Source organism: Streptomyces sp. NPDC002181, assembly GCF_042890485.1.
Taxonomy (GTDB): Bacteria; Actinomycetota; Actinomycetes; order Streptomycetales; family Streptomycetaceae; genus Streptomyces.
Window position 1 is genome coordinate 525,789 of sequence record NZ_JBIASC010000003.1, and the last position, 25,231, is coordinate 551,019.

The following is a 25,231-nucleotide window of genomic DNA, read 5'->3' on the forward strand; positions in this document are numbered from 1 at the left end:
CCGCCCGGCGTGCACACCGCGCCGGGCGCACCAGCACGAAACACCACGACCGACTCAGTAGGGGCAGGGCGTTGAGCAGCGTACGAGGCAAGAGGATTCTGGTCACCGGCGGGGCGGGCACGATCGGCTCGCACGTCGTCGACCAGCTGGTGGACAACGGGGCGCACGAGGTCGTCGTGCTCGACAACTTCGTCCGGGGGCGGCTCGGGAACCTGGCCCGCGCCCTGAAGAGCGGCGCGGTCAACGTCGTCGAGGGCGACATCCGCGACCGGGAGACCGTGCGCAAGGCGACCGAGGGCGCCGACCTGGTCTTCCACCTCGCCGCCATCCGGATCACCCAGTGCGCGGAGGAGCCGCGCCTGGCCAACGAGGTGCTGGTGGACGGCACGTTCAACGTGCTGGAGGCGGCGGTCGCCGCCGGGGTGGGCAAGGTGATCGCCTCGTCCTCGGCCTCGGTCTACGGGCTCGCCGAGACCTTCCCGACCACCGAGCGCCACCACCCGTACAACAACGACACCTTCTACGGGGCCGCGAAGGCCTTCAACGAGGGAATGCTGCGCAGCTTCCACACCATGTACGGGCTGGACTACGTCGCGCTGCGCTACTTCAACGTCTACGGGCCCCGGATGGACATCCACGGGCTCTACACCGAGGTGCTGATCCGCTGGATGGAGCGGATCACCGCGGGCGAGCCGCCGCTGATCCTCGGCGACGGCACCCAGACCATGGACTTCGCCGACGTGCGCGACATCGCGCGCGCCAACCTGCTCGCCGCCGAATCGGACCTGACCGACGAGGTGTTCAACGTCGCGAGCGGGACCGAGACCAGCCTGCGCGACCTGGCCGTCGGACTGCTGGAGGCCATGGGCGCGGAGGCGATGGCACCCGAGCACGGACCGGCCCGTGCCGTGAACGGGGTCACCCGGCGCCTCGCGGACACCTCGCAGGCCTCCGGGCGCCTCGGCTTCACCGCCGAGATCGACATGCGCCGCGGGCTGCGGGACCTCGTGGAGTGGTGGCGGGCCGAGCGCGCGGCCGACGCGGCCGCGCGGGCCGCCGTGGCCGGGAAGGCAGGCCGATGAGCGCCGGAACGTCCCCCGCGCCCGCCCCGGCCGCCGCCCCCGCCCGGATCCCCGTCATGATCCCTTGGCTCGGCGAGGAGGAGGCGCGGGCCGCCGCCGACGCCGTGCTCTCCGGCTGGGTCGCGCAGGGCCCCCGCGTCGCCGCGTTCGAGCGGGCCTTCGCCGAGCGGGTGGGCGCCGAGCACGGCATCGCCGTCAGCTCGTGCACCACCGCCCTGCACCTGGCGCTGATCGCGCTGGACCTCGGCCCGGGCGACGAGGTGATCGTCCCCTCGCTGTCCTTCATCGCCACCGCCAACGCGGTGCGCTACGTCGGCGCCCACCCGGTGTTCGCCGACGTCGAGGAGGCCACCGGGAACCTGACCCCCGAGACCGTGGACCGCGTACGGACCGCGCGCACCAAGGCAGTCCTCGCCGTCCACCAGGGCGGGGTGCCGGCGGACGTGCACGCCCTGCGCGAGGCCTGCGCCGACTGGGGCGTCCCGCTGGTGGAGGACGCGGCCTGCGGGATCGGCGCGACCGTCGGCGGCAAGTCGGTCGGCCACGGGGCGCTGCTCGCCGCCTGGTCCTTCCACCCCCGCAAGGTGATCACCACCGGCGAGGGCGGCATGGTGACCACCGACGACGCCGAGTGGGCCGAGCGGCTGCGCCGGCTGCGCGAGCACGGCATGAACGTGTCCGCGGCGCAGCGGCACGCCAGCAGCAAGCCCATCGCCGAGGCCTACCTGGAGGTCGGCTACAACTACCGGATGACCGACATCCAGGCCGCGGTCGGCCTGGTGCAGCTCGGCAAACTGGACGCGATCGTGGCCCGCCGCCGCGAACTGGCCGCCCGGTACGAGCGGTTGCTCGCCGGCGTCCCGGGTCTGCGCCCCGTCCGCGACCCCGGTCACGGCGAGGCCAACTTCCAGTCGTACTGGGTGCTGCTCACCGAGGACTACCCCGTCGGCCGGGACGAACTCCTCGCCGTGCTGGCCGAGGCGGGGATCTCGGCCCGGCGCGGGATCATGGCCTCGCACCTGGAACCGGCCTACGCCGGGCACGGGGCGGCCCCGCTGCCGGTGACCGAGCGGATCAGCCGCGACTCCCTCATCCTGCCCCTCTTCCACACCATGGAGCAGGACCAGCAGGACCGGGTGGTCGCGGTACTGCGCGCACGGGCGGGCGGATGACCGCGTCCGAGATCCCGGCCACCCGGGACCTGGTGATCGTCGGGGCGGGCGGCTTCGCCCGCGAGACCGCCCAGGCCCTACGGGACGCGGCCGCCGCCGACCGGGCGCGCGGCCGCGCCCCGCGCTGGCGGCTGGCCGGCCACCTCGACGACGACCCGGCCCTGCACGGCCGGGACGTCGACGGGGTGCCGGTGCTGGGCGGCAGCGAGCTGGTGCACCGGCGAACGGACGCCCGGATCGTGGTCTGCGTGGGCAGTCCGCGCGACTACGCCGTCAGGGCCCGCCTCGTGCGGCGGCTGGCCCTGCCCGAGAGCCGGTACGCGACCGTGGTCCACCCCACGGCCGCCGTCTCGGAGTCCTCGGAACTCGGCCCGGGCTCGGTGCTGCTCGCGCACTGCGTGCTGACCGCGGCCGTACGGGTGGGGGCGCACGTGGCGGTGATGCCGCACGCGGTCCTCACCCACGACGACACGGTCGGGGACTTCGCGACGATCGCCTCGGGCGTCCGCCTCGGCGGCGGGGTCCGGCTGGGGCGCGGGGCGTACGTGGGCGCCGGCGCCCTCGTACGGGAGAACACCACGGTCGGCGCCTGGTCGCTGACCGGCATGGGAAGCACCGTCCTGGCCGATGTGCCGCCCGGAGAGGTGTGGGCCGGCAGCCCGGCCCGCCGCCTGCGCGCGGCCGGGGGCCCGGCGCTCGACGAGCTGCGGGCCGACGGCGAGGAGACCGGCCCGGGGCCGGGGACACGGACGGGGCCCGGCACGGACACGGGTCCCGCGACAGCCATGAGTACGGAAACACGGATGGGGAGCACAGTCGGATGAACCAGATACCGCTCGTGGACCTGAAGGCGGCGCACGCGGAGGTCGCGCAGGAATTACGCGCAGGATTCGACCGGGTACTGGCCGACACCGCCTTCATCGGCGGTGAGGAGGTCCGCGCCTTCGAGCGCGAGTACGCCGCCTTCGCCGGCGTCGGCCACTGCGTCGGCGTGGCCAACGGCACGGACGCCCTCGAACTCGCCCTGCGCGCCAGCGGCGTGGGCGTCGGCGACGAGGTGGTGCTGCCCGCCAACACCTTCATCGCCACCGCCGGAGCCGTCGCCCGGATCGGCGCCCGCCCGGTCCTCGTCGACTGCGTCCCCGACACCCTGCTGATGGACCCGCAGGCCGCCCTGGAAGCGGTCGGCCGGGCCACGCGCGCCGTGGTCCCGGTGCACCTGTACGGACAGTGCGCCCCCGCGGCGGAACTGGCCGCGCAACTGCCCCCGCACGCCGCGGTCGTCGAGGACGCCGCGCAGAGCCAGGGCGCCGACCGGCAGGGCCGTACCCCGGGCAGTGGCGGGATCGCCGCCACGAGCTTCTACCCGGGCAAGAACCTCGGCGCGTACGGGGACGCGGGCGCGGTCGTGACCGACGACGAGGAGAAGGCCGACCTCGTACGGGCCCTGGCCAACCACGGCGGCATCGCCAAGTACCGGCACGACGTCGCCGGGTTCAACAGCCGCCTCGACGGCCTCCAGGCCGTGGTCCTGCGGGCCAAACTGGCCCGCCTCGCCGACGGCAACGCGGCCCGCCGCGCCGCGGCCGCCCGCTACGACGCACTGCTCGCCGATCTGGCCGCCGCCGGGCGCCTGACCCTGCCGGTCACGGCGGAGGGCAACCTCCACGTGTGGCACCTGTACGTCGTGCGGGTCAGCGGCGCCGACCGTGACGCGGTCGTCGGCAAGCTCAACGCGGAGGGCATCGGCGCGGGAGTGCACTACCCGGCCCCCGTCCACCTCACCCCGGCCTTCGCCCACCTCGGGCACGGCCGCGGGGACTTCCCGCACGCCGAGCAGGCAGCCGATCGGATGCTCTCGCTCCCGCTCTTCCCGCAGATCACCGCCGCCCAACAGCAGCGGGTCGTGGACGCGCTCACCGACGCGCTGCGCTGACGCCCAGCGCCGCGCCGACGCACAAAAAAGAGGTACAGATGAACAGACGGACAAGGTTGCTCCGGTACGGCCTCTTCACCGTGGTCGCCGCCTTGATGGCCACGGTCTTACCGCCGTCCTCGGTGGCGGGCGCGGCGGACCCCTGCGGTCCCGGCACGAACGCGATCGTGTGCGAGAACTCCAAACCGGGCACGCCGATGTCCGACTGGTTCTCGCCCAGCGCCTACGGCGACATCAAGGGCTTCAGCGCCCAGACGAGCGTCCAGGCGGGCGAGACCGTGCAGTTCAAGGTCCAGTCGCCGACCGCGTACAGGGTGTCGGTCTACCGGCTGGGCCACTACGGGGGTGACGGGGCCCGGCTGATGTCGACCGCGGCGCAGGCGGCCCAGACCTACCCGGCGAACTTCGCGCCGGGCGGGAACCCCCGCAGCTGCACCACCAAGGCCGCCACCGGCCTGGTGGACTGCGGAAACTGGCCCGTCACGGCGACGTGGACCGTCCCGGCCGATGCCGTGTCCGGTCTGTACATCGCCAACCTCGACCAGGCGGACGGCAACGGGGTGATGCCCTACCCGTTCGTCGTCCGCAACGACTCCAGCCACTCCGACATCGTCGTGCAGACCAGCGACCAGACCTGGCAGGCGTACAACAACTACGGCGGCCAGGACCTGTACGACGGCGGGGGACCCGCGCCGGACGGCCGGGCGTACGAGGTCAGCTACAACCGGCCGATGGACATCGGCGGGGAGAACGGGATCTACGGGTCCGAGTACCAGATGATCTCCTGGCTGGAGCGCAACGGGTACGACGTGAGCTACATGTCCGGGATCGACATGTCGACCCGCGGTGCGGCGCAGCTCGGGAACCACAAGGTCTTCATGTCCTCGGGCCACGACGAGTACTGGACCCAGGACCAGTTCACGAACGCGCTGAACGCGCGCCGCGCCGGGGTCCACCAGACGTACTTCAGCGGCAACGAGGTCTTCTGGAAGACCCGGCTCGCGCCCAGCATCGACGGCGCCAACACGGCTAACCGGACCCTGGTCTGCTACAAGGAGACCAAACTCTCCTTCCCCCAGCCCAACGGCATCCCGGACCCGAGCGGCATCTGGACGGGCACCTTCATGGACCCGGCCAGCTCCACGAACGGGCGGCCGTACCAGCCGCAGAACCAGCTGACCGGTTCGCTGTTCAGCGTGAACGGCTACCGCAGCGACGCCATCACCGTGCCCGGCGCGTACGCCAAGATGCGGCTGTGGCGGAACACCACCGTCGCGAACCTGACCGCCTCCCAGACCGCCACCTTCCCGGCCGGCACGCTCGGCTACGAGTGGGACAGCGACGTGGAGGACGCGGCGCGCCCGCCCGGGCAGATCGCGATGTCCTCCACCACGGTCGACATCAACGACGGCAAGCTCCGCCTCGACTACGGCAACACGTACGGGAACGGCACCGCGACGCACAGCCTGGTGGCCTTCCGCGACCCGTCCTCGCGCGCCCTGGTCTTCGGCGCGGGCACCGTGCAGTGGTCCTGGGGCCTGACCAACATGCCGACGGGCAACCCCGACGACACCGTGGTCACCGAGGACAAGCGGATGCAGCAGGCCACGGTGAACGTGTTCGCCGACATGGGCGTCCAGCCCAAGTCCCTGCAGACCAACCTGGTCGCGGCGACCGCCTCCACCGACACCACGGGACCGGCCATCACGGTGACCAGCCCGGCGTCGGGCGCCACCGTGCCCGCACTGCGCCCGGTGACCGTCACCGGCACCGCGACCGACAGCGGTGGCGGCGTGGTCGCCCGGGTGGAGGTCTCCACCGACGGCGGCACCACCTGGAAGGCGGCCACCGGCGTCGGGTCCTGGAACTACAAGTGGACCCCGACCGCCCCCGGATCCGTACAGATCAAGGTCCGTGCGGTGGACGACAGCGTCAACATCGGCGCCACCACCACCGTGCCGCTGACCGTGGGACCCCAGCAGTGCCCCTGCACCGTCTGGCCGGCCGCGGCCGTACCGGGCACCGTCAACGCCGGTGACGGCAGTGCCGTCGAACTCGGCGTGAAGATCCGTTCCTCGGCGCCCGGCTCGATCACGGGCGTCCGCTTCTACAAGTCCCCGGCCAACACCGGCACCCACACCGGCAGCCTGTGGAGCAGCTCGGGCCAGCGCCTGGCCACCGGCACCTTCACCAACGAGACCGCTTCCGGCTGGCAGCAGCTGAACTTCGCCTCGCCGGTCCCGGTCAAGGCCAACACCACCTACATCGCCTCCTACTTCGCCCCGAACGGCGGGTACTCCTTCGACAACACCTTCGCCTCCGCCGACGCGGGCCTCGCCCCGCTGACCGCGCTGCGCACCGGTACCGACGGGGGCAACGGCGTCTACCGGTACAGCGGCACGGGCGGGTTCCCGTCCACGGCCGCGTCCGGCAGCAATTACTGGGTCGACGCGGTCCTGGACACCTCCACCGCGAGCACCGTCCCGCCCACCGTCACCTCGATCACCCCGCAGTCCGCGGCGACGGGCACCGCGATCACCGCCGCGGTCAAGGCCACGTTCAGCGAGGGCATCGACTCCGACACCCTCGCCTTCTCCCTGAAGGACCCGGGCGGCGCCACCGTCCCGGGCAGCAAGGTCCTCACGGCCGCCAACAGCGCCACCTTCACCCCGTCCACCGAGCTCGGGCTGAACACCACGTACACGGCTTCGGTGCAGGCCGCGGACCTGTGGGGCAACACCATGGCCGCACCGGTCAGCTGGACCTTCACCACCAGCGCGAGCCCGCCCAACGTGAACTGTCCCTGCACCCTGTGGGGACCCACCGCGGAGCCCAGCACCGCCAACGTCAACGACGACACCAACTCCGTCGAACTGGGCACCCGCTTCCAGTCCGCGGTCAGCGGATACGTCACCGGCATCACCTTCTACAAGGGCCCCGGGAACACCGGAACGCACACCGGCAGCCTGTGGTCGGCCACCGGCACCCTCCTCGCCACCGGCACCTTCGGCAGCGAGACCCTGTCCGGCTGGCAGCAGCTCCACTTCGCCACACCGGTACCCGTCACCGCGGGCACCAGCTACGTGGCCTCCTACCATGCGCCGAACGGCAAGTACTCCGTGGACGGCGGCTACTTCACGGCCGCGCACCGCTCCTACCCGCTGGTCGCCCCGGCCGACGGCAGCGGCGGCTCCAACGGCCTCTACAAGTACGGTGCTTCGAGCACCTTCCCCACCAACACCTTCGGCTCCGTGAACTACTGGGTCGGGCCGGTCTTCACCACCACCGCGCCGAACGGCCTCGCGGCCGAGGGCTCGACGGAGGTGACCGGCCAGTGAGCACCGTCAGCGTGGTCATCCCCTGCTACAAGTACGGCCACTTCCTGGCCGACTGCGTCAAGAGCGTCCTGGACGAGCAGCCGGGCGTCGACGTCCGCGTGCTGATCATCGACGACGCCTCGCCCGACGACTCCGCGGACGTCGCCCGGGCACTGGCGGCTGCCGACCCGCGCATCGAGGTACGGGTCCACGAGCAGAACCGGGGCCACATCGCCACCTACAACGAGGGTCTGCTGGAGTGGGCCGACGGGGACTACGTCGCCCTGCTGTCGGCCGACGACCGGCTGGTCCCCGGAGCCCTGGTGCGCGCCGCGGCCCTGCTCGACGCCCACCCCGAAGCCGGCTTCGCCTACGGCCGGCCGCTCCGGTTCCGGCACGGTGGGCCGCTGCCCGCGGCCCGCACCCGGAGCACCGGTTCGGTGGTCTACCCCGGACGGTGGTGGCTGGAGCGGCGGTTCCGGGAGGGCACCGGGTGCATCACCTCGCCCGAGGTGGTCGTCCGTACCAGTCTCCAGCGCAAGGTCGGCGGCTACGACCCCGAGCTCCCGCACGCCGGAGACATCGAGATGTGGATGCGGCTCGCGGCGCACGCCGACGTGGGCTACGTACGCGGGGCCGACCAGGCCTTCTACCGGGTCCACGGCAACAACATGTCCACCACGGACTTCGGCGGGCAGCTGGACGACCTGCGCCAGCGCCTCGTCGCCTTCGACTCGGTCCTGGAGAAGTGCGCCGGTCTGCTCCCCGAAGCCGGCCGGCTCTCGACGCTGGCGCGGACCCGGCTCGCCCGGTACGCGCTGCGGCGCGCCTACCGGGCGTACGACCGGGGGCGCACCGGCGCGGTCCCGGTCGAGGAGCTGGAGGCCTTCGCCGCCGAATGCCTGCCGCGGTACACCGGGCTCCCCGAGTACCGGGCGCTGCGCAGGCGGCGGCGGATCGGGGCCCGTGCGATGCCGTACCTCCAGCCGCTGGTGCTCTCGGCCGTCGCCGACCGGGGACGCGAGTGGCTCTGGTGGCAGTCCTGGAAACGCCGAGGGATTTGATGAACCAGCAGCACCACAAGCACCAACTGCACCACCGGCCCCCTCACGGGGGCCGGGCGGCGCGGGGGCCCGCTGCCTCAGCGGGCCCCCGCGGCCACGGGGACCCGGCTCTGTGCCCCGTGTTCGTCCACCGGACCGGTGTCGGCGCCCTCGCGCCGGCGCCGGTTCCGGCGCGTCACGAGCCGATCGGTCCACAGCGCCGCGGCCACCGCGCAGACCCCGGCCAGCAGTGCCGTCCCGGCCAGCCCGCGGCTCTTGGTCCCCGTCTGCGCCACCGCCGTCGGCGGCACCAGCAGGGTCACGCTCATCCGCGCCTTCTCCGGGATCTGCTGTTCGGCCTGCATGGCCGTGATGCGCTTCGTGTACGCCTCGACGACCTTGAGCACGGCCAGGTTGGCGGCGGCCGGATCCGCGTGCTCCGCCTGCACCTGGAGCGAGGGGATCAGATAGCGGGGGGTGACGCTGGTGCCGCTGTTGCGCGGCATCAGCCGGTAGGTGCCGTCCACCCCGGCGTCGCGCAACTCGGCCGCCCCGGCGGGCGATTCCAGCTGCTGCACCGCCGCGTACGACACGGCGGCCAGCGGGGGCTGGAGATTGGCGAGCTGATTGGGCTGACTGCCCGTCACCGGGGGCTTGAGCACGACGATCGCCGAGCTCACATAGGTCTGACCGGGCCGGAGCACCTGCAAGGCCCCGGCGGCCGCGAGCGCCGCCACCAGGACCAGGACGTACCAGCGGCGGCGAAGCGCGCGGAACAACTCACCAGGCGACACAGGATTCCTTCCGTCGCGTTCGATCTTTCCAGGACGCCGGGCGGCCCGCCATCGGTTCCGGCAGGCGCGAGGGGGCATTCGTGAGCATCGGTGAAATGGCCGCCGTGCTGCGGCGCCGCTGGTACGTGATGGTGCCCCTCACGGTCATCGGACTCCTCGCGGGCCTGCACCTGTACCGCTCGGTGCCCGTGGCGTACCAGTCGCAGAGCTCGGTGGCGCTGCTCGACTCCACGGCGGTGGCCGAACTGGCCCCCGCCTTCGGCAACCCCATCTCGAACGCGGGCGGTTCGCTGGTGGTGACCGCCGACGTGCTGATCAGGACCCTGTCCGGGGCCGACGCGGCGCGCGACCTCCAAGGCCTCGGCGTGAGCGACCCGTACACGGTCGGCTTCGCCGCGAATACCTCGGGCCCGATGCTCACGCTGACGGTCACGGGCACCGACCGGGCGAAGGTGCTGAAGGAGACCAGCACGCTCACCACCTTCGCCGGCGAGCAGCTCAACGCGCTCCAGGCGGCGGCCAAGGTGCAGCCCGCGTACTTCGTCCAGACGGCCCCCGTGGTGCTGCCGCAGACCCCGGTGCCCCAGCTCAAGAGCCGCTACCAGCAGGTGCTGGCCGTGGTCATCGCGGGCGTGGCCGCCGGCTTCACCCTCTCCTTCGTGACCGAGACCCTGCTGGTGGCCCGCCGTCGCAGGCGCGAGGCCGCCGCCGCGGCCGGCGCACCCAGGGCGCGCGCCCGCAGGAGGCTGCCGGGCCGGACGCCGGACGCCACCGCGCTGCTCAGCGGCTACCTCGGGCTGGCCTTCTTCATCCCCTCGAACCTGACCCTGCCGGGCATGGGCGGCGTGGGCACCCCGGCCAACGTGTTCGCCCTGCTCTGCCTGTTCTGGTACCTGGCGACCTGGCTGACCGGCCGGATCCGGCCGGCCCCGGGCACCCGGCTGCCCCGGGTCGCGATGTGGCTGCTCGCCGTCTCCGTGCTGGCCTCGTACCTCGCGGACGCCACCCGGGGCAGCACCCACAAGGAGGTGCTCGGCGCGGACCGCGGGCTGATCGGGCTGCTCGTCTGGGTGTCGATCGTGGTGCTGGTCTCCGCCGGCGTCCAGGACCGGGCCCGCCTCGACGTACTGCTGCGACGAGCCGTGGTGATGGGTTCGGTGGTGGCCGCCATCGGCTACTACGACTTCTTCACCGCGACCAACATCGCCGAACACATCAGCATCCCCGGACTCCAGTCCAGCGTCGCGCAGATCACCACGCTCGACCGCGGGGCGTTCACCCGGCCGCGCTCCACCACCGCCCAGCCGCTGGAGTTCGGCGGCATGCTCGCCCTGATGCTGCCCTTCGCCGTCCAGCAGGCCTTCGACCCGGTCCGCGGCCACCTCAGCCGCTGGCGCCGCTGGGGACCGGTGGCCCTGATGGGCGGAGCGCTGCCGCTGACCGTGTCGCGGACCTCCATCATCGGCGCGCTCATCGTGGTCCTGGTCATGGTGCCGCGCTGGAAGCCGCAGCGCCGCTGGACCGCGATCGGCCTGCTGATGGGCTCGGTGGCCTGCTTCAAGGTGGCCGTGCCCGGGCTGATCGGCACCATCACCACGCTCTTCAGTTCCTTCCTGTCGAACTCCGACAGCAGCACCCAGGCCCGTACCGTCAAGTACAGCGCGATCGTCCCCTACCTGGAGGAGAACCCGCTGTTCGGGCGCGGCCTCGGGACCTTCACGCCGGACCTCTACTTCTTCACCGACAACCAGTACATGCTCACCCTGGCGGAGATGGGCCTGCTCGGCCTGCTCGCCCTCCTGGCGCTGTTCCTCACCGGGATCCACCAGGGCGGCGCCATCCGCCGCCTCGCCGCCGACGAGTCCGAACGGGAGCTGGGCCAGGCGTTCTTCGCCTCCGCCCTCGTCGCCCTCGTCAGCAGCGCCACCTTCGACGCCCTCAGCTTCCCGATGTTCGCAGGGATGTTCTTCCTGACGATCGCAGCGGGAGGCAGCTATCTCGGCTTCATCCGGCGCGGCACGCCGGCCGAGCCCCGAACCGTGGAGTCCCCATGCCCTCCCGCAACGACCCGGACCGAGCTCGCGCAGCCGGTCCCGTAGCCGTCCTCGTCGTCACCTGGAACAGCGCCCGTGTGCTGCCCGAGTTCCTCGCCTCCCTGCCCGAGGGCATGGCCGGGCTCGACTGGCGCCTGGTCGTCGCCGACAACGACTCCGCCGACGACACCGTCGACGTCGTCCGCAGGCTGGCCCCCGGCGCAACGGTCGTCCAGACCGGCCGCAACGCCGGGTACGCGGCCGGGGTGAACGCCGCCCTGGCAGCCGCAGCCGCGTGGGAGGGGGGCTTCGGCGCCGCCCTCGTGTGCAATCCGGACATCCGGATGCGGCGGGGCTGCGCCGCACTCCTCGTCGACGCGCTCGACGCACCCCTGTCCGGCGGCCGCCGGGTCGGGATCAGCGTCCCGCTGCTGTACGAGGAGGACGGCACGCGCCAGGACTCGCTGCGCCGCGAATCGCGCGTGACCCGGGCCCTGGGCGAGGCGGTGATCGGCAACCGCCGGGCCGGGCGCTTCCCGCGCTGGAGCGAACTGGTCACCGACCCGTCGGCCTACGAGCGGGCGACCGTCGCCGACTGGGCTACGGGCGCCCTCATGGCCCTCTCCCGGGACTGCCTGGACGCCTGCGGGGACTGGGACGAATACTTCTTCCTGTACTCCGAGGAGACCGAGTACTGCCTGCGCGCCGGGGACCGCGGCTTCGTCACCCGCCTCGAACCGGCCGCCTCGGCCGTCCACCTCGGAGGGGACTCACAGGTCTCGCCCCGGCTGTGGACCCTGCTGACCCTCAACCGCGTGCGGCTGTACGGACGCAGGAACGGACCGGCGGCGACCGCGGCCTTCCGCGGGGCGGTGCTGCTGCGCGAGACCTCCCGGGCGGCGCTGGGCCGGCCCGCCAGCCTCGCGGCGGCGCGGGCCCTGGCCAGCCCCTCCGCGCTGCGCGCCGTACCCGGCCCCTGAACCGGCCCCTGAACCGGCCGCCGGACCGGCCGCCGGACCGGCCGCCGGTTCACCCGCCGGGCGTGGGCCCGTCCCAGGCGGTGTAGAAGCTCTCCGGGTTGACCAGGTAGCGGACCGTGGCCCGGGGCACGTGGCGGACCTCGTGGCGGCGCGCGTAGCGCCGTACGAGCTCCCAGTCCTCGCGCGGCAGCACCTCGGGAGTGCGCCGCAGCCGGCTGAAGTACAGGGACCGGGTGCGGCGCGCCACGAAGGCGTTGGTGTCGAGGAAAGCCTCGTGGGCGGCCCGACGGCGGTCGAACGGCACGGACAGCACGTCCCGTTCGGAGCCGTCGGGCAGCACCCGGCGCAGTGCGGTGTACACCGCCTCCGGCCCGCCGGGCGGCTCCAGCACCGCGATGGCCTGCTCCAGGTGGTCGGGCTCCCACAGGTTGTCGTCGTCCAGGAAAGCCACATACCGGGAGCGGGTCAGCCGTATCCCCACGTTGCGCACGACGCCGGCCGTGGCCGTGTTGCGGGCCAGGGACACCGCGAACAGCCTTGGATCCTGCGGTAGTTCGGAAAGACCCGCACCGTCGTCGACCACGATGACCACCTGGTCGGCGACGCTCTGCGCCAGGGCCGAGCGGACCGCCGCGCGCAGCGCCTCGGGCCGCCGGTGGGTGGCGATCACCGTGGCGACCAGGGCGCTCGGCGGGCTGCCCAGGACGGCCGCGAGCCGGGCGGTCTCGGCATCCTCGAAACGCCGCAACCGTACGGCGGAGGGGGCGAGCAGGACCTTGTTCCTGGCCTCGAAGAGCACCAGCCAGCCGAAGGTCCGCTTCAGCAGCTCCCAGGGGGCCCGCGCGATGCGGCGCATGACGTCCTCTCGGTTCGATCGTCAGGGGGATGGCTCGGGCACGACGGGCCGGCCGTCGGCCGTGCGGTTGCCGCGCCACACGTTCCCGGCGCCGCCCGCGTTCCAGGCGGCGACCAGCCCGTAGGCGCCGGCGTTCGGGTGGTACTCGGCGGAGAACACGTTGTCCGTGACCTGGATGCCGGTGGCTCCCGGCCCGCCGCCGTACAGCGCGTACGCCCCGCCCGCGAGCCAGTTGCCGTCCACCACCACGGAGGACACGTTCCCGGTGTCCGCGAAGAGCCCGACGGCGGCACTGGCGCCCTGGTGCACGGGAACGGGGTTCAGGAGGGTGTTGTGGCGGATGGTCAGGCGGCCCTTGTTGCCGCCGCCGCTGATGACGGCATCGGTGTGCTGCCATTCGCCGCCCTGGTTGCGGAAGGGGACGATGTCGTGCACGTAGTTGTCGTGGATCTCGCCCTGGCCCATCGAGAGGGCGTTGCCGAACACGGAGATGTCACACCAGCCGACCTCGATCGAGCTGCCGCCCATGTTGGAGACCGCGTAGTCGACGCCGCCGTTGTCGGGGCCCTTGCCCGGCACGGCGGTGATGGTGGTGTGCAGGACGCGAAGCCCCTTGAAGCCGGGGCGCAGGTTGATCCCCCACCAGTTGGCGGAGGTGATCCGGCTGTCGATGACGGTGACGTCGTTGGCGTACACGTCCAGCGAACCGCGGATGTCCCAGCCCTTGATGACCATGCCGTCGGTCTTCACGGACAGGTCGCCCGTGTCGTGCCGCTCCAGTGCGATCCGCGGGCCGGTGGTCCGGGCGTCGGGGAACCCGCACGCGCCGGGCGAGGAGCAGGGGCCGCCGGGTCCCGGGCTCGTGCCGGTGCCCGGCGAGGGCGTGGCGGAGGGGGGCGCCGTAGCGGCGGACGGGTCCGGACCGCCCGATGCGGACGGATCCGCGGAAGGCGAGGGCATCGGCCCGGGCACGGGGCTGCCGCCCGGGCACCGGAGGGCGCTGTCCGGGCACGGCCCGGCCGTCGGCCCGGCCGAGGGCTCGCTCACCCCGGTCCGGTCGGCGTCGTACAGCGCCAGTACGACGGCCAGGACGAGCCCGGTCAGCAGCCAGGCCACGAGGCGCCTGCGGTCGCGTGCCACCGCGGCTACCCCGCGGCCCGTTCGGAGCCGCGCAGGAAGTCCCGGCTCGGCAGGACGCACACGACGTACACGAGGGTGCCCGCGGCCCCCGTCACGAGGAGGGCGAGGACGCCGCCGCCGAGGAGCCGCTCCAGGCCGAGGACCACGGCGGCCATCACGGCCCCGCCGAGGAACGGCCAGGCGCAGGCCCGGGCCACGGTGCCCAGGCCCACCCCGCCGCGGTGCAGGGCGTAGAGGAACACGGGCACCACCATGACGCAGGCGACCAGCACGTGCCCCTGGGCCACGCCCACGATCCCGCCCGCGCCCGCTCCGATCACCAGGGCCGGGATCAGGACGACCAGCCAGAGCCCCTGGACGCCGATGAGCGAGCGGCGCCTGCCGATGGCCACCAGGCAGTCGTACGCCAGCTCGCAGCCGATCCGTACGAGACCGAGCGCCATCAGCCAGGGCAGCGCGGCGGCCGCGGGCAGCCAGCGGTCCCCGTAGACGAGCCCGACGATCGGCGCCGCCAGGGCCGCCAGCAGCACGCACAGCGGAACGGTGCCGGTCATCACCACGCCCAGGGCGCGGCCGAAGCCCGCGGCCAGCGCCCCCGGCGAGTCCGCCAGCCGGGAGAACCCGGCGAAGGAGACGCGGCGGGCCGCCTCGGAGATGATCCGCACCGGCCAGCCGGAGATGTTGAAGGCGAGCACGTAGAAGCCGAGGGCCAGCTGGTCCAGGGCGGAACCCACCACCATGGTGTCCACGTTGACGACACCGAGGGCGAGCATGCTGGCCCCGGCGAGCGGCAGCCCGAAGCGCAGCAGCGCCTTCGCCTGCTCCCGGTCCCAGCCGAACCTCAGGGTGCCGGGCGCGGCGAGGCAGCAGCCGAGCAGGGCGGCCGCGTTGCCGGCCACGGAGCCCCAGGCGAAGCTCATCGCGCCCCACCCCTGGACGGCCAGCAGCAGGGTCACAGCGGTGCTCAGCACGAAGTTGACGGCGTCGATGGCCATCCTCCTGCCCTGCGCGAACTCCCGGGTGAGGAACCCGGCGGGCACCTGGGCGAGCCCGTCGAGCACCACGCACACGCACATCACCCGCAGGATCCCGGAGGCCTCGGGGGAGCCGAGCACCCGGGCCACGGCGGGAGCCGCCGCGAACAGGACGGCGTACAGCAGGCAGCTGGAGGCGGCGCTCAGGGTGAGCACGGTCGGGGCGAAGCGGCGCGGATCGCCCTCCCAGCGCACGATGGCCAGGGAGACGCCGAGCTCGTTCGCGGAGAGCAGCACCAGCAGCACCGTCTGGGCGATCCCGTACACGCCCCAGGCCTCGGGGCCGAGGAAGAAGCGGGCGAGGATGATGCCGGTGACGAAGTTGCCGAGGCGCATGACCACGGTGTTGACCAGGCTCCACCGGGCGGCGGAGCCGACCTTGCGTCCCAGCGACGGCGCCTCGGAGGCGGCGGCCCGCACACCGGTCCCGGTCCCGGTCCCCGCCCCGGTCCCCGTCACGGCGAGGCTCCGGCGGATGCCCGGGCGGTACGGGAGTCACCCGTCCCGGAGCCGGCTCCGGAGCCGTTCTCCGCGGCCGGCGGTTCGGCCTTCTCGGCCGGCGCGGGCCGGTGCCGGCCCGGCTTGTCCGACCGGCGGCGCCGGGCCTCCACGAAGAACGTGGCCACCAGGCTCAGTACGAAGCCCAGGGCCCCCGCCATGATCAGGTACTGGAGGCGGGTCTTGGTCTGCGCCTCCGGTTTCTGCGGCGGGACGATCGTCGCCATGCGGATCATGGCCTCGGCCGTCACCGACTGCTGGGCCTGGAACTCCTGGAGCCGCTTCTCGGCGTACTTGGTGAAGATCTCGTCCGACTTCAGGACGGCCGCCGGATCGGTGCCGGTGACGCTCAGCCACATGAAGGGCCCCTGCGCGTTGTCGGCGATCTTCGCCTCGTACTCCCCGGTGACGCCCTGGGACTTGAGGTCGGTCCGGGAGTCGTCGGAGTTGAGGTTGCGGGCCAGGCCGTCGGCCATGCCGGTGAGCGAGGCCTGGGTGCTCAGGAAGGGGTTGCCGTCGAAGGCCACCGTGGCCTTCTTCGAGTTCAGCAGCGTCACCGTGCTCTGCGACCGGTACTCCACCGGGACCAGTACGTACACGCCCGCGACGAGCGCGGCCGTGAGCAGCAGTCCGGGCAGCAGCACGTACCAGCGCCTGCGCATGACCCGCCAGATCTCCGCGAGATCCATGGTCTTCCCCCTCGCGGCGGCGCCGCGTCGTCCACGCGCCGCCGCCGTCTTCATGTGCGGATTACGGTTCTTGCTCTTCTTCGGTTCTTGCGGTGGTGCGCCCGTGCCGAGTCCCCGGCGTCAGCCGGCGAGATCGGTGGGCCTCGGCCGCGTCCCCGTCGCCGTGCCCTCCAGCAGGACCCGCGCGATGCGTTCGCTCGCCCGGCCGTCCCACAGTGCGGGGCAGCGCGGGGCGGGCGGATCGTCGAGCACCCGGTTCACCACGGCCGTGATGCGCTCCGGGTCGGTCCCCGCCAGGACGTTGGTGCCCTCCTCGACGGTGATCGGCCGCTCGGTGTTCTCCCGCAGCGTCACACAGGGCACGCCGAGGGCGGTGGTCTCCTCCTGGACTCCGCCGGAGTCGGTCAGCACCACGCGCGCGGCGTCCTGGAGCGCGATGAAGTCCAGGTACCCGGCGGCCGGGACCATCCGGATCCCTCCCGGAACCCCGACCTCCTCCAGCCGCCGTGCCGCCCGCGGGTGGACGGGAAGCAGCAGCGGGCAGCGCTCCGCGATCTCGCCCAGCGCCTTCAGCAGGCCGCGCAGGGCCGCCGGGTCGTCCACGTTGGCCGGCCGGTGCAGGGTGACGAGACCGTACCCGCCCCGGGTGAGCCCGTACCGGTCCAGGACGTCCGAGGCCCTGGCACGGTCCAGGTTGGCGAGCAGGGTGTCGATCATGACGTTGCCGACGACGTGGATCTGGTCCTCCCGGTACCCCTCCGCCCGCAGGTTCGCGGCGGCGTCGGGGGAGGGGGCCAGCAGATAGTCGCTGACGCGGTCGGTGGCGACCCGGTTGACCTCCTCGGGCATGCTCCAGTCCCGGCTGCGCAGGCCCGCCTCCACATGGGCCAGGAGCGGGCCGGCCTTCGCGGTGACCAGGGCGCAGGCCAGCGTCGAGTTGATGTCCCCGACCACCACCACGGCGTCCGGGGCCAGTTCGTCGACCAGCGGCTCGAAGGCCGCCATCACCCGGCCCGTCTGCTCGGCGTGCGTGCCCGATCCGGCACCGAGGTACCGGTCGGGGGGACGGATGCCCAGGTCGCGGAAGAAGACGTCGTTCATGGACTCGTCGTAGTGCTGACCGGTGTGGACGAGGACCACTTCGGCGCCGAGGCGCTCCAGTGCGTCCATCACCGGTTTGATCTTCATGTAGTTGGGCCGTGCTCCGGCCACGCAGATGATCCTGGGCATGGTGTCAGAGCACCTCCACGGTGGGTCCGGAGAGCCGGTTGCGGCAGTCGAGCACGAACGAGGCGTGCTCGGTGACCATCGCGTAGTCGAAGGCGTCGTGGTCGGTGAGCAGGACGACCACGTCGGCCGCGGCCAGCTCCTTGCGCGTCGGCTCCACCCGTACGAGCCGGGAGTCGACCTTGAGTCCCTCCACCACGTGGGGGTCGGCCGCGCGCACCCTGGCGCCCATGTCGATGAGCAGCTGGGAGACGCGCACCGCGGGCGACTCGCGCGCGTCGCCGGTGTTCTTCTTGTACGCGAGCCCGAGCAGCAGGATCTTCGAGCCGTTGACGGAGCGGCGCTTGGTGTTGAGCGCGTCCATGACGCGCCGCGCCACGTACTCGGGCATGTGGCTGTTGATGTCGTTGGCGAGTTCGACGAAGCGGAAGCTCTGGCCCAGCTCGCGCTGGACCCGCCAGGACAGGTACGAGGGGTCGATCGGCAGGCAGTGGCCGCCGACCCCGGGTCCCGGGGTGAACTTCATGAAGCCGAACGGCTTGCTGGACGCGGCCTCGATGGCCTGCCACACGTCGATGTCGAGGTGGCGGGCGAACATGGCTATCTCGTTGACCAGGGCGATGTTCACGTGCCGGAAGGTGTTCTCCAGCAGCTTGGCGAGCTCGGCCTCCTTGGGCGAGCTCACCGGCACCGTCTTGTCGACGAGGTCCGCGTAGAAGGCCTCGACGGCCTTCAGCGAGCGGGCGTCCACGCCGGAGACGACCTTGGGCGTCTGCTGGAAGCCCCAGACGGTGTTGCCGGGGTCGATGCGCTCGGGGCTGTAGCCGAGGTGGAAGTCGGCGCCGGCGGTGAGGCCCGAACCGTCCTCCAGGATCGGCCCGAACAGCTCCTCGGTGGTGCCCGGGTAGGTGGTGGATTCGAGGATCACGGTCGCTCCGGGCCGCAGGAAGCGGGCCAGCGTGTGCGCCGACTCCTCGATGTAGCGCAGGTCGGGGGCACCGTCCTGTAACGGGGTCGGGACGGTGACGACGGCGACGTCGAAGCCGCCGCAGTCGCGCGCGAGTTCGGTGGCCTGGTACGAGCCCCGTTCCAGTGCGCGCGTCAGCCGTTCGGAGGAGACGTCCTCCACGTACGACTCGCCGGCGGCGAGGCTCTTGACCCGCCGCGCGTCCACGTCGTACCCGATCACTTGGTGTCCGACCTCGGCGGCCCTGATGGCCAGCGGGAGACCGACGTATCCCTGTCCCACGACGACGACGCGCATCAGTGACTCCTGTTCGCGGAACCGGCAGACGATGTGGCGGGCGGCAGTGCGGACGGCGTACGGCGGATGAGCTCGCGCACCGTCATGAGGAGGAAGGCGGTATTGGTGGTGAGGTAGCGCTTGCCGAGGCGGCGCGGCTCCTGGAGCGCCCGGTAGAACCATTCGAGGCCCATGCGCTGCCAGACGACGGGGGCCCGCTTGGTGATGCCGGCCAGGATGTCGAAGGAGCCGCCGACGCCGTGCACGACGTGGGCGCCGGTGCGCTTGCCGTAGCCGGCGGTGAAGATCTCCTTCTTGGGCGAGGTCATGCCCAGGAACAGCAGGTGGGCCCCGCTGGCCGCGACGGCGTCGGCGATCTCCGGCTGTTCGGCGTCGTCGAAGTAGCCGTTGCGGCTGCCGGCCACGCGCAGCGCCGGGAAGCGCTCCGTGATCCGGCCGAGCATCAGGTCCAGTACGTCCTGGCGGGCGCCGAGCAGGTAGACGGGTACGTCCGCGCTCTCGGCCGCGGCCAGCAGCCGCATGAACAGGTCGATTCCCGCGACCCGTTCGGGCAGCCGGACGCCGAGGACCCGGCTGGCCCAGACCACGGCCTGGCCGTCGGCCAGGACGAGGTCGCAGCCGGAGACCGCCGCGGCGAGGCGGGGGTCGCGGCGCATGTTGACCAGCTTGGCGGCGTTGACCATGCCGATCTCGATCTGCTCGCCGCGCTTGACCGCGTCGAGGCAGCGCTGCACGGTCTCGTCCATGGTCAGGGCATCGAGCGTGACTCCGAAGAGGGTGTGGCGGGACGGGCGGCCGTGGCGGTTCTGCCGTCGGGTCATCTCTCCAGCCCCCCGAGCCACGCGTGGAGCAGCCAGCCGAACTCGTACGGCCGGCACTCGCGGTCGATCACGTCGGGGCGGAAGACCCGGTCCAGCGGTGCCAGCCGGGCGTGCGGGGAGACCTTGGTCGTGAGTCCGCGGGCGGCGCGGACGGCCTTCGCCGGGTCGCCGCGGTAGACCTTGCGCCAGGTGACCCCGTACTTCTCCAGGATCATGGGCTCGCGCGGGGTGCCGTCGGGTCCGCTGATCTCGGGCACGTCCGTCATCCAGCGCAGCCCGCGGCGGATGGCCGCGCCGAAGTCGGTGCCGCCCGCCTCGGCGAGGTCGAACAGGGCGGTCGGCGCCATGGCGTGCTGGTGCACGCTGTAGACGGGGTAGCCCTCCACCACGCCGCCCGTGCGGGCGTCGTAGTGCCACCACCACTGTCCGCCGTCGCCCTGGAGCTCGCAGATCCGCGCGGCGCAGGCGTCGGCGGCCGCGAGGGCCTCCGCGTCCGGGCCGCTCGCGTGCAGCCGGGCCAGCGCCTGGAGCGGATACGTCTGGTCGGCGAAGCAGGCCACGTGCGAGCGGAATCCGGGGACCAGCCCCGGACCGGTGGCGTGCGGGAACAGCGGACTGCCGGGGGCCTTGGCCGCCAGCAGCCGGTCGCGGGCGGCCGCGATCCGCTCCTCCACGTCCGCCGCGGTACGGGCCGCGGCAAGGGCGGAGAGCACCCACGCGGCCTCGACCGTGTACTGCGGACGTCCGGGTACGTCCAGTGCGGCCACCCGTGCGAGGGCGTCCGCCAGCTTCGGATGGCCGGTCTCGGCGGCCAGCCACGCGATGAGCGCCGCGTCGCCGAGGTTGCCGACCTCGGGCAGCCGCTCCACCAGCAGCCCCGCGTACTCCTCGACGCAGTGGCCGCCGAACAGGGCGCGCTGGCGGTCCTCGGGCAGGAACCGCGCCCCCAGTGCGGTGATGGCCGCGTACCGGGTGCTGGTCCCGCGCGCCTCCATGCGGCGGACGCCTTCGGAGGTGACCGTGCCGACCCGGGTGAACACGAAGGTGTCGGCCTCCGGCAGGTACATCTTGGGCAGTCCCGCCTCGGCCAGCGCGAGCAGCCGCTCGGCGAGCGCGTGCAGCGATGGGTCCTCGTGGGCCAGTGCTCCTAATCGAGCTGCTCGTGTCTCGGTCACCGGGTCCCCACCCCGGCTCCCCGTGTGCTGCGTGCACTCCGTATGTCCGAGCTGTACGGCTCCAACACACCTACCCCCTCTGATTCGCTCCTCGAACAGACCCGGCGGTCGTCGTTCGGCGGAGGGGTTCGCGCATGACGGCGCACGTGCCGGCGGTGTGTTTCCCCCCGATGGCACGAACCGTCCGGGGCCGCCCACTGGATCCCCCCAGCGATGCCCCGGACCGGAGCAGGCGCGAACGGCAGCGCCGGGCGGGCGCTTTGCGCGCCGTCCGTCGTCACTTGGTCCGCGATGCCCTCGTCGTGTACAACCCCCCACTGAACAAAGCCTGTTGCCTGCTCAGATCCCGTGTACAGGGACAAGGTATGCCCAAGGATGTTCGTTGATTGCGGTTTTGAGGAAATGCCACTGACCTAAATTGCCGACGTGCCGTCAGTTCCGCTTGTGCGGCGTTTCGACCAGCGATCCGTCCCGCTCCTCGTGCAGCGCGCCGGTGCGCGGGCACTCCCAGACGCCCGGCTCGCCCTCGCGTTCCACCAGGCGGACCCCGGCCCGGCCCACCCAGCCGATGCGGCGGGCCGGTACCCCTGCGACCAGTGCGAAGTCCGGTACGTCCCGGGACACGACGGCCCCGGCCGCGACCAGCGCCCACCGCCCGATCCGCACCCCGGCCACGCACACCGACCGGGCCCCCAGCGAAGCCCCTTCGGCCACGACGACACCGGCGGCCTCCCAGTCCCCACCACGCTTCTGTTTGCCGTCGGGGTCGACGGCGCGTGGGTAGAAATCGTTGGTCAGCACGGCGGCCGGGCCGATGAACACCCCGTCGCCCAGTACGGCGGGCTCGTACACGAGGGCGTAGTTCTGGAGCTTCACACTGTCGCCGATGCGTACGCCGGGCCCGACGTAGGCCCCCCGTCCGACGATGCAGTCACGCCCGAGCCGGGCTTCCTCCCGTACCTGTGCCAGATCCCAGATCGTGGTCCCGTCCCCCAGTTCGGCGCTTTCGTCGACCTGGGAGGAAGGTTGGATGCGGACGCTCACGAAGCGGTTCCCCTTACGGTTCGAGGTGCGTACGGAGGGAGCATATGCACCGCTCGGCCGGCTCGCCCCGAAGTTCAACCGACTGTTCACGCAGTGGACTTGGGTCGCCTTCAGGAGCCCGGGCGGTGGACCGCGAGGGAGCCGTACGAGGCCAGGGCGGCGGCCGGATCCCCGGCGCCGGGGCGCAGGGCCGAGTCGAGGAAGGCGAGGCTCGCGGCGGCCGTGACGCGAGGGCCCTCCGTCCGGCCGAGGGAGCCGACGAGCGAGGGGAGGGGCGGCAGGTACAGCGGGGCGTCGGTGAAGGTGAGGTGGCCGGCTCCGGGGACCGTGAGGCGGTAGCTCGTGGCGCTGCCGAGCGCGAGGACCCGGGTGAGCTGCGGGAGGTAGTCCGGGTCGGTGTCCGGACCGATGGCCTGGGTGAGCGCGAGCACCGGCTGGCGGTAGGGCTGGGGTGCCGGGTCGTGGGGGAACCCGTCCAGGTCGATGACGGCGGCGAACTCGGGGTCCTGACGGGCGGCTTGCAGAGCGGCGCCGCCGCCGAGGGAGTGGCCGGCCGCCACGACCCGGGCGGTGTCGAGGCGCCCGGTGAGCGGACCGGCGATCGCGCCGCTGTGGATGCGGCCCAACTGGGCCCGGACGAAGCTCAGATCGGCGGCCCGGACCGCCGTCCACCCGGCCGCCCGCCTCTCGTCCTCGGCGTCGTCGCCCGTCGCCGAGACCTTCGTACGGACCGTGCGGCCGTCGGCGAGAACGACCGCGGCCGAGTCGTAGGGGTGGTCGAGACCGGCGACGACGTAGCCGTGGCTGGCCAACTCCTCGGCCCAGGCGGTGTTCTGGCCGCGTACCCCGCCCAGCCCGGGGGAGAACAGCACGACGGGGAACCGGTCACCCCCGTCGGCGGCGGGAACGTCGTACAGCGCCCGGGTGCGGGCACGCGGAAGGCCGTCCAGCAGGAAGCCGGGAAGCCCGGAGTAGGCCGCGAGCGCGTCCGAGACCACGCGCCCCTCGTGCTCCGTGCGGCCGAGGTACGGGGCGGGACGGCCGCCCGCGGAGGACTTCCGTGCGGGGTACCAGAGCTGGACGACCACCGTACGCCGGTCCTCGGGCGCGGCGGTGGCGGTCTCGGGGCGTTCCCGGTCGGTCAGCTCCAGCACGCCGGTCCCGACCGCGAAGCGGCCGGACGGCTCGGGGAACACCGGCACGGGCAGGGCCCAGGCCGTCGCCGGACCGGCGGCGACCAGCGCGAGGCACACCGCCGCCCCGGGCAGCGCCAGCCACCACGGAGCCCTGCGCGCCCCGCGCCGCAGGAGCGGCGATACGGCGAACGGCAGCGCGAGGGCCGCGCCCGCCAGCACCGGCGCCATCTGCCAGCGCAGCCCGAGCACGCCGAGCACCGCCCCGGACGACAGGGCCATCGCCGCTGCGGTGAGGGTGACCGGGCGCCGGGGGCGGGGCGGAAGCCACCGCGCCAGGACCAGGACGACGGCGCCCAGCACCAGAAGGACTTCCCACAGGGACAACCACACGTGCGCGTTCATCGCATCCACGTCGTCATGGTCGGCGCCGGCCCGGGGGGCCGGCGTCCCCCTCGGGTCGGGTGGACCCTGCGACCTGAGTCGCACCCGTCGAGCGCGGCGGCGGGCAAAACACCTGGCAGACCGGATCGGCAGACACTATGGTCATCGCGATGACCACTCAATCCATTCACAGATCGGGGGTCCCGTCCGCGCAAGGTGAGTGCTGATGCACCCTCACACCGCAGACGGAACCACCCGCCTTTCCCTCTGGCTGCGCGTGCGCGAGTTCGCCGTGCCGCCCTCCGCGATCGAGACCGCCACCACCCGCCGCCTCGCCGGGGACTGGGCCGGGGCGTGCGCCGCCGCGGGCGTCGACGTCGATTTCCCACCGCGCTCCGTCGTCCGCACCCACGGACGCGAACTCGCCGACCGGCTGCGCGCGGACCTGCGCCACCTGGCTCCCGAGCTGCTGCGCTGGCACATGCCGAGGATCGCCCCCGACGGGCTGCTGCGCCCCGGCCTGACCCTCACCCTGGCCCGGTACGGCCCGGCCGAGGGAGCCGGTCCGCTGCACCTCGTGGCCCGCACCCCGCCGGCGTGGGCGGACGCGGGCCAGCGGATCAGCCTCGGGCTGTGGGACGGATCCCGGGACGAGCCCGGCGCCCGCCGGCATCCGCACCCCCGCCCCGACCCGCGGTTCCGCCTCGACCTGCACCGCCACCTCTGGGACGCCCGCCGGTCCGACGAGCTCCGCGTCCGGTCCGGGGCCGACCGCCCGCCGAGCGACCTGGACCCGCAGGGATCGGAGGGGTTCGTACCACAGGGGTATCGCTGCGCCACCGACCGCTGGGCGGCCGAGGCCGCGTTGCTGCTCGAAGCCGAAGGGCGCACCACGCGCACCGTCACCGTACGGCTCGGATCCCGGCGCCGGCTGGAGCTGCACCTCGCGGAGGCGGGCGACGGCACCGGGCCCCCCGCCGTGCGGATCGCGGAAGCCGCCTCCGGCGTCCCCGCGCCGCCGGTCCTGCCCGACGCGGCGACCTGGGTCCTGCCGGACCTGGACCTGCTGCGCACCGGGTCCATCGATCCCGGGCGACTGCACCCGCTCGTCGCCTCGGCGCTCGTACCCGGCCACGTGCCGGACCGGCCGTCCCGGACCCCGGACCGGGCGGGGCAGCCGCACTTCGTCGAGTGCCGGGGCTCCCGGCACCGGATCGGCCTGGTGGACGGGGTCCTGTCCCCGCTCGACCACGACCCGGCCGAGATCCGGCGGGAGGAGCTGCTGGCCGCCCTCACCGGGACCCCGCTGCCCTGTCTCCAGGCGATCGGCCTGGCACACCGCCGGCCCGACTGCCTGGCCGGTGTGCGCGAACGCCTCCTCCACGGCGACACCGCCGGTGCGCTGGCCGTCGTCGAAGGCCTCCTGGGACCCGGCGCACTGCTGCGCGACGGCGCCCTGCGGGACGAACTGGCGGAAGCCGCGCGGCGCCGGATCGCGTACGGGCTGTTCCGGGCGGACCTGACCGGCCCCCGCGCCAAGCCCCGCACCGGCGATCTGCTCCCGGGCATCCGCCCGCCGCGCCGGCGCCCCTCGCACCCCCGCCGCTGA

The 25,231-nt window shown here is 73.0% G+C and carries 20 protein-coding genes; 9 read left to right on the top strand and 11 right to left on the bottom strand.

Going from position 1 to position 25,231, the window contains the following annotated elements; genetic code table 11:
• Window positions 1–71 precede the first annotated feature (71 nt).
• Genes ACFYXV_RS11750 through ACFYXV_RS11775 form a run of 6 tightly spaced genes read left to right on the top strand, consistent with a single transcriptional unit; the run spans window position 72 to window position 8,571 of the window.
• The gene (locus ACFYXV_RS11750; protein ID WP_385469433.1) at window positions 72–1,082 is read left to right on the top strand and encodes an SDR family NAD(P)-dependent oxidoreductase; all 1,011 of its coding nucleotides are present in this window, start codon (window positions 72–74) and stop codon (window positions 1,080–1,082) included.
• Complete coding sequence (locus ACFYXV_RS11755; protein ID WP_389382758.1) at window positions 1,079–2,254, top strand: DegT/DnrJ/EryC1/StrS family aminotransferase; 1,176 nt, start codon at window positions 1,079–1,081, stop codon at window positions 2,252–2,254. The genes ACFYXV_RS11750 and ACFYXV_RS11755 overlap by 4 nt, the downstream gene beginning before the upstream one ends.
• Window positions 2,251–3,078: a NeuD/PglB/VioB family sugar acetyltransferase gene (locus ACFYXV_RS11760; RefSeq protein ID WP_385469437.1), complete on the top strand. Its 828-nt coding sequence runs from the start codon at window positions 2,251–2,253 to the stop codon at window positions 3,076–3,078. The genes ACFYXV_RS11755 and ACFYXV_RS11760 overlap by 4 nt, the downstream gene beginning before the upstream one ends.
• The gene (locus ACFYXV_RS11765; RefSeq protein WP_389382759.1) at window positions 3,075–4,190 is read left to right on the top strand and encodes a DegT/DnrJ/EryC1/StrS family aminotransferase; all 1,116 of its coding nucleotides are present in this window, start codon (window positions 3,075–3,077) and stop codon (window positions 4,188–4,190) included. Before ACFYXV_RS11760 ends, ACFYXV_RS11765 begins: the two co-directional genes overlap by 4 nt.
• A gap of 38 nt (window positions 4,191–4,228) precedes the next feature.
• Window positions 4,229–7,528 (top strand): DUF4082 domain-containing protein, encoded by a 3,300-nt coding sequence (locus ACFYXV_RS11770; RefSeq protein ID WP_389382760.1) that lies wholly within the window; start codon window positions 4,229–4,231, stop codon window positions 7,526–7,528.
• Window positions 7,525–8,571: a glycosyltransferase gene (locus ACFYXV_RS11775; RefSeq protein WP_385469443.1), complete on the top strand. Its 1,047-nt coding sequence runs from the start codon at window positions 7,525–7,527 to the stop codon at window positions 8,569–8,571. Before ACFYXV_RS11770 ends, ACFYXV_RS11775 begins: the two co-directional genes overlap by 4 nt.
• 77 nt (window positions 8,572–8,648) lie before the next feature.
• Here ACFYXV_RS11775 and ACFYXV_RS11780 read toward each other — a convergent pair whose 3' ends face one another.
• The gene (locus ACFYXV_RS11780; protein WP_385469445.1) at window positions 8,649–9,329 is read right to left on the bottom strand and encodes a hypothetical protein; all 681 of its coding nucleotides are present in this window, start codon (window positions 9,327–9,329) and stop codon (window positions 8,649–8,651) included.
• Between the two features lie 95 nt (window positions 9,330–9,424).
• On the opposite strand from ACFYXV_RS11780, the gene ACFYXV_RS11785 reads away from it, so the two are divergent.
• Together ACFYXV_RS11785 and ACFYXV_RS11790 are read left to right on the top strand one after the other, a co-directional pair.
• Window positions 9,425–11,443, top strand: coding sequence for an O-antigen ligase family protein (locus ACFYXV_RS11785; protein ID WP_385469447.1), 2,019 nt, complete (start codon window positions 9,425–9,427; stop codon window positions 11,441–11,443).
• Window positions 11,395–12,357: a glycosyltransferase gene (locus tag ACFYXV_RS11790; protein WP_389382761.1), complete on the top strand. Its 963-nt coding sequence runs from the start codon at window positions 11,395–11,397 to the stop codon at window positions 12,355–12,357. Before ACFYXV_RS11785 ends, ACFYXV_RS11790 begins: the two co-directional genes overlap by 49 nt.
• Before the next feature lie 49 nt (window positions 12,358–12,406).
• Here ACFYXV_RS11790 and ACFYXV_RS11795 read toward each other — a convergent pair whose 3' ends face one another.
• The 10 genes from ACFYXV_RS11795 to ACFYXV_RS11840 form a co-directional block, all read right to left on the bottom strand.
• The gene (locus ACFYXV_RS11795) at window positions 12,407–13,213 is read right to left on the bottom strand and encodes a glycosyltransferase family 2 protein (protein ID WP_385469451.1); all 807 of its coding nucleotides are present in this window, start codon (window positions 13,211–13,213) and stop codon (window positions 12,407–12,409) included.
• A gap of 21 nt (window positions 13,214–13,234) precedes the next feature.
• Window positions 13,235–14,353, bottom strand: a complete 1,119-nt coding sequence (locus ACFYXV_RS11800) for a hypothetical protein (RefSeq protein ID WP_385469453.1) — start codon at window positions 14,351–14,353, stop codon at window positions 13,235–13,237.
• 5 nt (window positions 14,354–14,358) lie between these two features.
• Window positions 14,359–15,846 carry an oligosaccharide flippase family protein gene (locus ACFYXV_RS11805; RefSeq protein ID WP_389382762.1) on the bottom strand — a complete coding sequence of 496 codons (1,488 nt, stop codon included), beginning with the start codon at window positions 15,844–15,846 and terminating at the stop codon, window positions 14,359–14,361.
• Window positions 15,843–16,574, bottom strand: coding sequence for a chain length determinant protein (locus ACFYXV_RS11810; RefSeq protein WP_383345002.1), 732 nt, complete (start codon window positions 16,572–16,574; stop codon window positions 15,843–15,845). Before ACFYXV_RS11810 ends, ACFYXV_RS11805 begins: the two co-directional genes overlap by 4 nt.
• A 120-nt stretch (window positions 16,575–16,694) precedes the next feature.
• Entirely contained in the window at window positions 16,695–17,804 is a 1,110-nt protein-coding gene (wecB, locus tag ACFYXV_RS11815; protein ID WP_385469459.1) for a non-hydrolyzing UDP-N-acetylglucosamine 2-epimerase, read from the bottom strand.
• Between the two features lie 4 nt (window positions 17,805–17,808).
• Window positions 17,809–19,065 (bottom strand): nucleotide sugar dehydrogenase, encoded by a 1,257-nt coding sequence (locus tag ACFYXV_RS11820; RefSeq protein ID WP_385469461.1) that lies wholly within the window; start codon window positions 19,063–19,065, stop codon window positions 17,809–17,811.
• On the bottom strand, window positions 19,065–19,886 hold the full coding sequence (locus tag ACFYXV_RS11825) for a WecB/TagA/CpsF family glycosyltransferase (protein ID WP_389382763.1): 822 nt from the start codon (window positions 19,884–19,886) through the stop codon (window positions 19,065–19,067). The genes ACFYXV_RS11820 and ACFYXV_RS11825 overlap by 1 nt, the downstream gene beginning before the upstream one ends.
• Window positions 19,883–21,061 carry a hypothetical protein gene (locus tag ACFYXV_RS11830; protein ID WP_385469465.1) on the bottom strand — a complete coding sequence of 393 codons (1,179 nt, stop codon included), beginning with the start codon at window positions 21,059–21,061 and terminating at the stop codon, window positions 19,883–19,885. Before ACFYXV_RS11830 ends, ACFYXV_RS11825 begins: the two co-directional genes overlap by 4 nt.
• 432 nt (window positions 21,062–21,493) lie before the next feature.
• On the bottom strand, window positions 21,494–22,105 hold the full coding sequence (locus ACFYXV_RS11835) for an acyltransferase (protein WP_383344987.1): 612 nt from the start codon (window positions 22,103–22,105) through the stop codon (window positions 21,494–21,496).
• Window positions 22,106–22,215: 110 nt separating this feature from the next.
• On the bottom strand, window positions 22,216–23,643 hold the full coding sequence (locus ACFYXV_RS11840; protein ID WP_389382843.1) for an alpha/beta hydrolase family protein: 1,428 nt from the start codon (window positions 23,641–23,643) through the stop codon (window positions 22,216–22,218).
• A gap of 205 nt (window positions 23,644–23,848) precedes the next feature.
• On the opposite strand from ACFYXV_RS11840, the gene ACFYXV_RS11845 reads away from it, so the two are divergent.
• Window positions 23,849–25,231, top strand: coding sequence for a hypothetical protein (locus ACFYXV_RS11845; protein ID WP_389382764.1), 1,383 nt, complete (start codon window positions 23,849–23,851; stop codon window positions 25,229–25,231).